General features: G+C 63.3%; 9 protein-coding genes. 3 read left to right on the plus strand and 6 right to left on the minus strand.

The features are described from left to right. A partial coding sequence (locus VL752_RS13795) for a thiamine pyrophosphate-dependent enzyme (RefSeq protein WP_325356203.1) occupies positions 1–1,110 on the plus strand: 1,110 nt, incomplete at its 5' end. Between the two features lie 32 nt (positions 1,111–1,142). Here VL752_RS13795 and VL752_RS13800 read toward each other — a convergent pair. Both VL752_RS13800 and VL752_RS13805 read right to left on the minus strand, forming a co-directional pair. Then, a complete protein-coding gene (locus tag VL752_RS13800) occupies positions 1,143–2,357 on the minus strand; it encodes a hypothetical protein (RefSeq protein ID WP_325356205.1) in 1,215 nt (404 codons plus the stop codon). A gap of 109 nt (positions 2,358–2,466) precedes the next feature. After that, entirely contained in the window at positions 2,467–3,372 is a 906-nt protein-coding gene (locus VL752_RS13805; protein ID WP_325356207.1) for a LysR family transcriptional regulator, read from the minus strand. A 103-nt stretch (positions 3,373–3,475) separates the two neighbouring features. Here VL752_RS13805 and VL752_RS13810 point away from each other — a divergent pair, with 103 nt between their 5' ends. Continuing rightward, the gene (locus VL752_RS13810) at positions 3,476–4,633 is read left to right on the plus strand and encodes an MFS transporter (RefSeq protein WP_325356209.1); all 1,158 of its coding nucleotides are present in this window, start codon (positions 3,476–3,478) and stop codon (positions 4,631–4,633) included. A 30-nt stretch (positions 4,634–4,663) separates the two neighbouring features. Further along, on the plus strand, positions 4,664–5,698 hold the full coding sequence (locus VL752_RS13815; protein WP_325356211.1) for an aldo/keto reductase: 1,035 nt from the start codon (positions 4,664–4,666) through the stop codon (positions 5,696–5,698). 5 nt (positions 5,699–5,703) lie between these two features. Here VL752_RS13815 and VL752_RS13820 read toward each other — a convergent pair whose 3' ends face one another. From VL752_RS13820 to VL752_RS13835, 4 genes are all read right to left on the minus strand, one after another. Further along, complete coding sequence (locus VL752_RS13820; protein ID WP_325356213.1) at positions 5,704–6,399, minus strand: SIMPL domain-containing protein; 696 nt, start codon at positions 6,397–6,399, stop codon at positions 5,704–5,706. Between the two features lie 136 nt (positions 6,400–6,535). Continuing rightward, the gene (locus VL752_RS13825) at positions 6,536–9,043 is read right to left on the minus strand and encodes a GcvT family protein (protein ID WP_325356215.1); all 2,508 of its coding nucleotides are present in this window, start codon (positions 9,041–9,043) and stop codon (positions 6,536–6,538) included. Positions 9,044–9,163: 120 nt separating this feature from the next. After that, positions 9,164–10,054, minus strand: coding sequence for an SDR family oxidoreductase (locus VL752_RS13830; protein ID WP_325356217.1), 891 nt, complete (start codon positions 10,052–10,054; stop codon positions 9,164–9,166). A 77-nt stretch (positions 10,055–10,131) separates the two neighbouring features. Beyond that, a partial coding sequence (locus tag VL752_RS13835; protein ID WP_325356219.1) for an amidase occupies positions 10,132–11,368 on the minus strand: 1,237 nt, incomplete at its 5' end.

The following is an 11,368-nucleotide window of genomic DNA, read 5'->3' on the forward strand; positions in this document are numbered from 1 at the left end:
GCGGGCTCGCTGGACGAGCTGGCCAATCGCCTCGCCGCCGTCGCGCCTGGGCGTCTGCTCATCATCGCCGGCGATGAAGTCCATGCGAGCGACGCGGCCGCCGAGGTGGCCCGCATGGCGGAGACCCTGGGCGCCGAGGTCTATGGCTCCTCCTGGCCATCCCGTCTGCCGTTCCCCACCGCGCATCCGCTCTGGGCCGGGAACATGCCCAACAAGGGCCGTGACATCTACGAGATGCTGACCCAGTACGACGCGATCTTCGCGCTCGGCGGCAAGTCGCTCATCACCATCCTCTATTCCAGTGGCCCGATCATTCCAAAAAGTTGCGTCGTCTACCAGATGTCGACTGACGTGCGCGATCTCGGCCGCACCTATGCGACCGAGCTTTCGGTGGTGGGCGACATCCGCGCCTCGCTCCGCGCCCTGCAGCCCGTTCTTGAAAAGGCAACCGAACCGCGCCGTGACGTTTATGACGCGCTGTGCGTCCAGGCGGCGGAGCGTCGCGCCGCGCATCGCGCGGCACTCGCGGCGCGCGCGGCCTCCGAATGGGACGCGCCGAAAATCACGCCCCTGGTCGCTGCCCAGGAAGCCGCCCGCGCCATCGGCCCCGATATCTCGATCGTTGACGAGGCGATCGCGACATCCATGCATCTGCGGGGATTTCTCAACAGCCGGTCATCGAACCAGTATTCCTTCCTGCGTGGTGGCGCGCTCGGCTGGGGTATGCCGGCGGCCGTCGGCTGTTCGCTGGGATTGGGGCGGCAGCCGGTGGTCTCGCTGGTGGGGGACGGCGCGGCGCTCTATAGCCCCCAGGCGATCTGGACGGCGGCGCACGAGAAGCTGCCGGTCACCTTCGTCGTCATGAACAATCGCGAATACAATATCCTGAAGAACTTCATGAAGGGTCAGAAAGACTATCTGTCGACCCGCAGCAACCGCTACATCGCCATGGATATCGGCGAACCGGCGATCGATTATCTGGCACTCGCCGCGTCCTACGGCCTGCCGGCGCGCAGGGTGGAGCGGCCAGAGGACGTCGCCCCCGCCATCGAGGCCGGCATCGCCTGCGGCACCGCGAATCTGGTGGAGATCATGATCGGGGTCGAGTGACTCAGAGGCTCGCTTCTTTGGGTGCGCTGTTTCTAATTAAAAAAAGCAAAAAGGTAGCTAGATACTAGGCCAAGAATTACGTTTAAAATTACGCCTGCGGAAAAAACTTTAAGATTGGCCTGGCAGTGACGCTCGATATCCAGCTTGTATTTCTCGGAGTTTTTTGAAAGAAGAAGAAAACTTGGCTCCGGAATATTAGCAAGCGAAATGGTGGCGCCGGCGGCCACTCCCGCAATCGCGAAGGTAAGAAAAACGTAAACTGTTGAAAGTAATATCCAAAGCAATAAGCTGCCGCTGGTCAGGTAAGACGAAATAAAATCAATCTTTGATTGTGTTAGATTATTTAGAATTGGCTTGGCTAGAATTGTTTCGTAGTTTACGTGGTAATTGTAGCGAAGTCCGCGGTATCCAAGCCATATCAAAAAGGTCGAAAGTGACAAAAATAATACTGCATGACAAGGGAAATTGAAGTCGACCAAAAATTTTCGTAACCACGACTCATCTCTTATGTAGCTCTGTGCCTGATTTGTGAGAAGATTTTCAATGTCTACTGCCCAGGATCGAGATGTGTGGGCAATCGTTATTTCGATCTTTCCGGTTTCGATCGTAAAATCTTGCTTAGAACGATTCTTGATATAGCCTTGTATATCATCGGAAACATCATATTGATATCGATCAAAATTGTTGGAGATAGAGGAATTATTGGTAGATATTTCAAGTGAAATTTCTTGGCGTTCGGGGGCCTCTTTGTTGTTGAATTGAACGAGATAAACCCAGTTCATCGCAATGAATTTCGACACTATTGGACGAAGTTCTGAATATGTTAAGAACTCTTTGATCGAGCTTACACATACGGTAGAGTTGTCATCATATTGGATCTCGATCGTGAGTTTGATGAGTTGGGCAACGTTCTGTTCGTGGATTCGTTGCTCAATCAGATGATGAAAATTAGCAATATCGTCTCGAGTGATGCAGATAGCTCCAGCAATTTTTTTCTGGATAGCCTTGGGCTTCCCCAATAGCCCCGCGATGAATTCCCCTAGTTTGTCTGGCGGGCAGGGAATAGCTAAATAACCGGTGTTGGCCTGATCTGAAAAACGGTCGCCTTGAGAAACGACCCCATTTGCTGTCATGGTAAGGTTGATCCTGGTGATGGGCGGCTTATTGGGTGGCGTTTCTCTATTTAGGTCTGGAAGCCGCTTGGCGGTGTTGCTGCTGTCTAGAGCAAAAAGCAGAGGCTTTAGCAATCGGTTTATGGATCATTCCCAAGCCGCGCTTCCTCTAAGACGGTGCCGAGACCGTTGCTGACTGCAATACCGAATAGGCGACGGCGCGGCCCCGGCCCGGCCCGTCCTCTCACGCTACCCTTCCGCGTTCGGCCAGAAAATCGAGCAGGGCGCGCACGCGGGAGGGCAGCGGCCCGCCCTGGCCGATGTGAATGGCGTGGAATTCCTCCGGTTCCCCGGCGTCGAGATGCTGCAGGATCGGCACCAGCCGGCCGGATGCGATGTCATCCCGCACCGTGAAACCCGCGAGACGCGCGATGCCGCTGCCGCCGAGCGCCAGATGCCGCAACGCCTCGCCGTCGCTCGCCTGCACGCGGCCGACGGTCGGCACAACGACCGTCTCGGCGCCTTCGCGCAGCGGCCAGCCGTCGACGGCGCGGACATAGCTGAAGCCGAGACGGTTATGGCGATCCAGATCGGCGATCGTTCGGGGCTCTCCGAAGCGGGCCAGATAGGCGGGTGAGGCGAGGATGAGCAGCGGCGTTTCGCCCAGTTTGCGCGCGACCAGGCTGGAACTTTTCAAAGGCCCGGCGCGGACGGCGACATCCGTCCGCTCCGCCAGCAGATCCACCACCGCGTCGGTCTGGGTGATGTCGATGCTGATCTCGGGATAGAGCACCAGGAAATCGGGCAGGATGCGCGCCAGGATATGGTTGGCGTAAGACGCGCTGGTATTGATGCGCACGCGCCCCACCGGCCGTTCCCCGGCACCCGCCGCGCGCTCGGCATCCGCCATGTCAGCCAGGATGCGCGTTGCCCGTTCGTAGAAGGCCGAGCCCTCGGGGGTAAGCTGAAAGCGGCGTGTCGAGCGGTTGATAAGCCGGGCACCGAGGCGCGCTTCAAGCCGGGCAATCAGCTTGCTGACCGCCGATGGCGTCATGCGGCACAGGCGCGCGGCGGCGGAAAAGCCGCCTTGCTCCACCACCTGAACGAAGACCTCCATCTCGCTGGAGCGGTTGGTGTCGATACGGGCCATATGGTCTTTGAACTCACATATGCTGTTCCTATCGGCCCTCTATATCACTGGATCAGTCAGGTCCATTTACGTCCGAACAGTTTTTGACAGGACGAAACAGATCATGCCGCTGGCACTCTACGCCCTGACGGCCGGTGCCTTCGGCATCGGCGTCACTGAATTCGTCATCATGGGACTGCTTCTGAATGTCAGCGCCAGTTTCGGCGTGTCGATCGCAACCGCCGGGCTCTTGATCTCCGGCTATGCGCTCGGCGTTGTCGTCGGCGCGCCCGTGCTGACCGTGCTCACCGGCCGATGGCCGCGTAAGACGGTGCTGATCGTCCTGATGGCGATCTTCACGCTCGGCAATGCGGCTTGCGCCTTGGCGCCCAGCTACGGTCTTCTCATGGCCGCGCGGGTGCTCACGGCGCTGGCGCACGGCACTTTCTTTGGCGTGGGGTCGGTGGTGGCAACGGGCCTCGTCGCGCCGAACAAGAAAGCCTCGGCGGTGGCGGTCATGTTCACCGGCCTCACGGTCGCCAATATTCTCGGTGTGCCGCTGGGCACCTGGATCGGACAGCAGCTTGGCTGGCGCGCGACCTTCTGGGCGGTGGCGCTGGTCGGCCTCGTGGCGCTGGCGATCATTGCCGTCCTGGTGCCGAAGGATAGCCAGGCGCCGGAAGAGATGGACTGGCGCGCCGACCTGCGGGCAATCCTGCGCGCGCCTGTTCTGCTCGGTCTGTTGATGACTGTTCTCGGCTATGCCGGCGTCTTCGCGGTTTTCACCTATATTGCGCCGATGCTGATCGAGATCAGCGGCTTCGCCCCGGCTGCGGTTTCGCCCATCCTGCTCGTGTTTGGTGGTGGCCTGGTGGTCGGCAATCTCCTTGGCGGCCGGCTGGCAGACCGCAATCTGCTCGGCGCCATCTTCGCCTCTCTGGCCGCACTCGCCGTCATCCTGGCTATGATGACACCGGGTTTGCACATGCAAATTCTCGCCATCGCGCTTGTCGGACTGCTCGGCGCGGCTGGGTTCGCGACCGTCGCTCCGCTGCAAATCTGGGTAATCTCCAAGGCCACCGGCGCCGGGCAAAGCCTTGCCTCCAGCTTCAACATCGCCGCCTTCAATCTCGGCAATGCTTTGGGCGCCTGGGCTGGCGGGGCGGTGATCGGGTACGGTCCCGGCCTCCGGTTCGTGCCTCTCGCGGCAGCCCTTTTCCCGGCCGCAGCCATCTTGGTCGCCGTCGTGGCGAGCCAGAACCGCCGCGCCGCGGTCGTCTGACCCCATCATCCTTATCGAAAGGCCAAAGCGATGGACTATCGTTCTCTTGGACGCTCCGGACTGAAGGTTCCGGTCCTGAGCTTCGGTGCCGGCACCTTCGGCGGCTCCGGCCCGCTCTTCGGCGCCTGGGGCAATACCGATGTCACCGAGGCGCGCCGCCTGATCGACATCTGTCTCGAGACCGGGCTTACCTTGTTCGACACGGCGGATGTCTACTCAAATGGCGCGTCCGAGGACGTGTTGGGTGCGGCGATCAAGGGGCGGCGGGGCAGCGTGCTGCTCTCGACCAAGACCAGCCTGCCGATGGGGGATGGCCCGAACGATGCCGGGTCATCACGCCTGCGCCTGATCCGCGCGGTGGAGGATGCGCTGCGCCGCCTCGGCACCGACTACATCGATCTTCTCCAGCTTCATGCCTTCGACGCCGGAACCCCGGTCGAGGAGGTCTTATCAACGCTGGATGGGCTCGTGCAGGCGGGCAAGCTGCGCTACATCGGGGTTTCGAATTTCGCCGGCTGGGAAATCATGAAATCGCTGGCGGCGGCGGAACGTCACGGCTGGACGCGCTATGTCGCCAACCAGGTCTATTACTCTCTCGTCGGGCGGGATTACGAGTGGGAGCTGATGCCGCTCGGCGCCGATCAGGGGCTCGGCGCCATGGTGTGGAGTCCACTCGGCTGGGGCCGGCTGACCGGAAAGATCCGGCGCGGCTCGCCGCTGCCCGCGGGCAGCCGGTTGCATGAGACAGCGGGTTTCGGGCCGCCGGTGGACGAGGATCATCTGTTCCGGGTCGTGGACGCGCTGGACGGGATTGCCGAGGAAACCGGCAAGACCGTGCCGCAGATCGCACTCAACTGGTTGCTGCAGCGCCCGACCGTTTCCTCGGTCATCATCGGTGCCCGCAACGAACAGCAATTGCGGGACAATCTGGGCGCCGTCGGCTGGTCACTGAGCGGGGCGCAGGTCGCGCGGCTTGACCAGGCAAGCGTGGTGACGCCGCCCTATCCGCATTTCCCGTATCACCGTCCGGGTGGTTTCGCGCGGCTCAATCCGCCCCTGGTGTAACGGGGCTAGTCGTCCGGCTGCTCCAGCCGCGCCTCGCCGGAAACGGTCGCCGAGACGGTCTGTTCCTCGGCCTGCGCGCTGGGCGGGGCCTTGGCCTCGGGTGCGGCGGTCGCCATCATGCGCATCATCGGGCGGGGCCCCGGCTGGCTGTCGTTGCCCACCGTCACGCTGCTGAAGCCATGCGGTTGCAGATGCAGCAGCTTGGCGACCACGGCGGCTTGTGCGGTCAACTTGTCGATCGCCTTCGCCATGGCCTGCTCATAGGTCTTCTCGGCCAAGGTCGGTGAGAGCTGCCAGGAGAGATTGCCCACCGCCAGCCCGTCCTGCTGCAACTGGCCGACGAGGGCGAGGAGCGCTGCACCGTCATGCGCGCGCAGCATCATGCCCTGGCTGGCCTGCCAGACATCCTTGGGGTCGGTCTGGTGCCAGACGGAATAGGTCGTCGTGCTGGCCGCAATCGTGGGAATGGATTGCGCCGCTCCCAGTGCCTTGGCGATCATGTCGTTCACGGCGGCCTGCGCGGCGCCGGCACTCGCCGCCTGTACTTCGGCCGAAAGCTCGGCCACCAGCTCGTCGGGCATGGCGGTGACGCTCGCGGTGACGGAAAGGTGCAGCAGCGTATCCGCCCGCGCCGCCGCAGCGCATGAAAAAAGCCCGGCGGTGAGCAGGGCTGTTCCCAGAGAGAGCTTGGCGTGCCGCATGATGCGCTTCCTTATCTGCCGTCACCCTCGGATCGGGCCCGAGGGTGACGGTGAATAGAGGAAGGCCGCGTGGCCCTTTTATGGCCGAGAGAAAGGTCCGAAGTGAGACGAGTTGCCGGCTGTCAACTTTTCCCGGTCAGGACCGCAAGGCCTCGTTCGCCGCGTCGAAGGGGCTGTCGGCGATGACGGTCGCGCGGTGCCGTTTGCCGAGGATGGAAATTTCCACTTCCTGGCCCAGTTCGGCGAGGTCTGGCCGCAGCATGGCCAGCGCCAGGGATTTCGCCACGCGCCAGCCATAGCCGCCCGAGGTGGTGCGGCCTACCAACTCGTCGCCCAGATAGATCGGCTCGGAGCCGCGCGCATCGGCATCCGTCACGCCATGCACTTCCATGGTGACGAAGGCGTTCTTCAGGCCCGCTTCCTTCCAGGCGAGCAGCGCATCGCGGCCATGGAAATCGCCCTTCTTCATCGAGACGAAACGGTCGAGGCCGGATTCGTACGCGGCATACTCGATCGACATTTCGCGCGGGATCAGCTTGTAGCTTTTCTCCAGGCGCAAACTGTCCATCGCCTTGATGCCGAAGGGTTTCAGGTCGAACTCGGCCCCGGCCTCGAACAGCAGGTCGAAAATGTAGTTCTGCATTTCGATCGGGTGATGCAGTTCCCAGCCGAGCTCGCCGACATAGTTCACGCGCATGGCGAGGCACGAGGCAGCGCCCACCGAGATCATCTTGCCCGTCAGCCAGGGGAAGGCGGCGTTGGAGAGATCGCTGTCCGTCAGCTTCTGCAACAGATCGCGTGAACGGGGGCCGGCCAGCACCAGCACACCATATTGCGTGGTCACCCGGGCGAGCTTCACGCTGCCATCCGTCGGCGCCAGTTTCTCCAGATAGTCGTGGTCATGCCGTTCCAACGCACCGGCGGAGACGAGGTAGAAGGCAGAGGGACCCATCGAGAAGATGGTGAACTCGGAGCGCACGCCGCCGCGCTTGGTCAGTAGGTAGGACAGCTGCACGCGCCCGACCTTCGGCACTTTTGTGGTGAGGATGCTCTCCAGCCACTGGGCCGCACCCGGGCCCGTCACCTCCATCTTGGCGAAGGCGGACATATCGAGCAGACCGACCTTGTGATGGACATGCAGCGCTTCCGCGCCGACATGCGGGAAGGCATTGGAGCGGCGGAAACTCCACTTCTCCCGGATCTTGCCATCTGCTCCCGGCTCGGCATGGTTCTCGTTGAGGAGCACGTCCGGCTTGTCGAGATCGGCCTCGGTGAGTTCGTAGCCGGCGGGCGCGAACCAGCCCGGACGCTCCCAGCCATAGACGGTGCCGAAGACCGCGCCTTTCGCGGCCATGCGGTCGTAGCAGGGGCTGCGCTTGAGGCCGCGGGCCGCACCGCGCTCCTCTTCCGGGTAATGCACGGAGAAGACCTTGGCATAGGCTTCCTCGGTCTTCTGGCGCAGATAGCCGCGCCCGGCATAGGGGCCGAAACGGCGCGGGTCGACGCCCATCATGTCGACCGAAGGCTCGCCTTCGACGATCCATTCGGCAAGCTGCCAACCGGCGCCCCCAGCGGCGGTGATGCCGAAGCTGTGGCCCTCGTTGAGCCAGAAGTTCTTCAGGTGCCAGGCAGGACCCACGATCGGGCTGCCGTCCGGCGTATAGGCGATGGCACCGTTATAGACCTTCTTCACGCCCACTTCGCCGAAGGCCGGCACACGCTCGATGGCGGTCTCGATATAGGGGGCGAGCCGGTCGAGGTCTTCCTGGAACAGCTCGTATTCGGATTGCGGGGAGGGGCCGTCCACATAGCAGCAGGGCGCGCCGATCTCGTAGGGGCCAAGCAGCAATCCGCCGGCTTCCTCGCGCATATACCAGGAACTGTCGCTTTCGCGCAGCACGCCCATTTCGGGCAGGCCCTTCGCGCGGCGCTCCATGATCAGCGGGTGCTGTTCGGTCACGATATACTGGTGCTCGACCGGGATCACGGGCACGTCCAGCCCGACCATCTCGCCGGTCTTGCGGGCGAAATTGCCGGTGGCGGAGACGACATGCTCGCAAGTGATGTCGCCCTTATCGGTAGAGACGACCCATTCGCCATTGGGCTGCTGGGCGATGCCGGTGACGGTGGTATAGCGGTAGATCTCGGCGCCCATGTTGCGCGCGCCGCGCGCCAGCGCCTGGGTCAGGTCGGCCGGCTGAATATAGCCGTCTTCCTTATGCTGGATGGCGCCAAGGATGCCCTGCGTCTCCATCAGCGGCCAGATCTCGCGGACCTCGTCGGCGGTCAGGAAGTCGACCTCGACGCCGATGGTGCGCGCGATGCCGGCGTAATACTTGTACTCGTCCATCCGGTCCTGGGTGCGGGCGAGGCGGATGTTGGAGACGGTGCTGAGGCCGGCATTCAGCCCGGTCTCAGCCTCCAGCGAGCGATAGAGATTGACTGAGTATTTGTGCAGCTGGCCGACCGAGTAACTGAGGTTGAACAGCGGCAGCAGCCCGGCCGCATGCCAGGTCGAGCCCGAGGTCAGCTCCCGCCGCTCGATGAGAACGACGTCGCTCCAGCCCTTCTTCGCGAGATGGTAGAGCGTGCTGACGCCCACCGCGCCTCCGCCGATGACGACTACGCGCGCTTGGGTCTTCATACGGCTACCTATCGATCAGGGTGACGTGACGATCCTCGCAGGATAGGAAGCTCGGCCCTTCCGGCAACAGAAGGTTTTCGCCGCCGGATTTGAAGGTTTCCGCCCTGCTGGCTTCGCGCCTCACGGGGGCTCGCGCGGCACATCGAACTGTGTCGGCAGGCCCAGCATCTTTTGACGGAGAAAATCGAGCGTTCTGTCCGGCAGGATGCGTGGCACAAGCGTCAGCATGCGCGCGTCCTTGCCGGTCGGGTAACGCGTCTGCGGCTGTGGCGCGGTTAGCGCCAGGTGGATGGTGCGCGCGACGATGTCGGGCTCGCTGCCACCCGTCTCACGCGCGCGGGCGCGCGCGCTGAAGCGTCGGAACAGCGCACCGTAACGTGCCCGCCCGGCTTCCGGCCATTGGCTGATGGCCTCCTCCACGCTGCCGAGCGTCTTGTCTACCGCCGGCGTCTTGATCGAGCCCGGCTGGATGATTGAGACGTGAATGCCGAGAGGGCGCAGCTCCATCCGCAGCGCGTCACTGAACGCTTCAAAAGCGGCTTTTGATCCACAGAGCACCCCGCCGAAGGGGATGGTGATATGGGCACCCACGGAGCCAAGATTGATGATGCGGCCCGAACCGCGTGGCAGCAGCGGCAGGAAGGCCTGGATCACGGCGAGCTGGCCGAAGACATTGACCTCGAATGCGGCGCGCACCGTCTCAAGCGGCACGACTTCCATCGGCGTCGAGGTGCCGACGCCCGCATTGTTGACGATGGCGTCCAGCCGGCCACCGGATTCCGTGGCGATGAATGCGCGGCAGGCGTCTATCGTCTCCTGCCGGGTGACGTCGAGAATGACGGGGGTGAGCCGTTCCGGTGTTGCCGACGCGTCCTGAAGGGCCGCGCCGTCTTCCGCGCGACGACAGGCAGCAAAGACGCGCATGCCGGATGCGGAGAGATGCAGGACCGTTGCTCGGCCGATGCCGCTTGACGCTCCGGTGACGAGCACCTGCTTGCGGTCGCTGTTCAAGGCCGAGGCCCTTCCTGCCGGATTCGTTTCCCTTGCGCCACTGTCCTGCAGAGACGGGTCACCGGCAAGGCTCGTGTTCAGGCCGGGAGCGGTGCCGGGCGCCGCTGCTCCGGCCAGCGCGTGGCGATGTCATAGGCATGGCCCAGCTGCAGGCAGGAGAGTTCTTGGGCGTAAGGCGCCAGAACCTGCATGCCCATGGGCAGGCAGGCCTCGTTGAAGCCGACCGGCAGGCTGATCGCCGGGCACTGGGCGCAGGTCGCCAGGATCACCACTTCCATCCAGCGGTGATAGGTGTCCATCGCGCGGCCCGCGATTTCCTTCGGCCAGGTCCAGTCCGCCGGGAAGGGGAAGACCTGCGCCGTCGGCAGCACGAGATGATCGTAGCGCGCGAAGAGCCCCTGCATGTGCTGGTACCAGCGGCTGCGCACGGCGAGTGCGCGGGCGATATCGGTGCCGGAGACGGCCAGCCCGCGCGAGACTTCCCATTGCGCCTCGGGTTTCAGCAAGTCCCGCTTCGCGGGATCGGCATAGAAGTCGCCAAGGGCGATCGCGGCACCCCAGCTGCGCAGGAGCGTCCAGGCATCCCATAGCTCGGCCATTGGGAAGCCGATGGCGACGGGTTCGACATCGCAGCCGAGGTCTTCCAGCACGCGCAGCCCATCCTCGCAGAGCGGCAGGATGCCGGGCTCCATGCCCAGATAGCCGCCGAGGTCGCCCAGCCAACCGATGCGCCGGCCAGCGATGGAAACATCGAGAGGTGCGGTAGCCGAGGCAGCGCTTTCGCGGATCGAGAGCGGGGCATCAGGGTGCGGCCCGGCCTGAACGGAAAGGAGCAGGGCGAGATCGGCCACGTTGCGCGCCATCGGGCCGACAACGCCGAAGGTTGCGGCGAAGACATCGGCCGCTTCCGTCGGGATGCGGCCGAAGCTTGGCCGAAAGCCGAAAATATTGTTGAAGCCGGCCGGGTTGCGAAGGGAGCCGGCATGGTCCGAGCCATCAGCCAGTGGCACCATGCGGGTGGCCAGCGCGACCGCCGCTCCACCCGAACTGCCGCCCGCCGTGCGGCTCTGGTCATAGGCGTTGAGCGTGGTGCCGAAGACCGGGTTGTAGGTATGCGAGCCGAAGCCGAATTCCGGCACGTTGGTCTTGCCGATGAAAATGGCACCGGCCGCTCGCATGCGCGCGACCATGATCGAATCGGTCTCGGCAATCGTTTCCCGGAAGAGCGGCGAGCCCTGGGTATTGGGCAGGCCCCGCACATCCTCCAGATCCTTTACCGCCATCGGCAATCCGTGCAGCGCACCCAGGGGGCCG

This window comes from Acidisoma sp. (assembly GCF_035492295.1).
Taxonomy (GTDB): Bacteria; Pseudomonadota; Alphaproteobacteria; order Acetobacterales; family Acetobacteraceae; genus Acidisoma.

Coding starts and splice junctions, on each gene's coding strand:
- VL752_RS13805 (WP_325356207.1), bottom strand. CDS start 3,372: ATGGCCCGTATCGACACCAACCGCTCCAGCGAGATGGAGGTCTTCGTT.
- VL752_RS13810 (WP_325356209.1), top strand. CDS start 3,476: ATGCCGCTGGCACTCTACGCCCTGACGGCCGGTGCCTTCGGCATCGGC.
- VL752_RS13815 (WP_325356211.1), top strand. CDS start 4,664: ATGGACTATCGTTCTCTTGGACGCTCCGGACTGAAGGTTCCGGTCCTG.
- VL752_RS13820 (WP_325356213.1), bottom strand. CDS start 6,399: ATGCGGCACGCCAAGCTCTCTCTGGGAACAGCCCTGCTCACCGCCGGG.
- VL752_RS13825 (WP_325356215.1), bottom strand. CDS start 9,043: ATGAAGACCCAAGCGCGCGTAGTCGTCATCGGCGGAGGCGCGGTGGGC.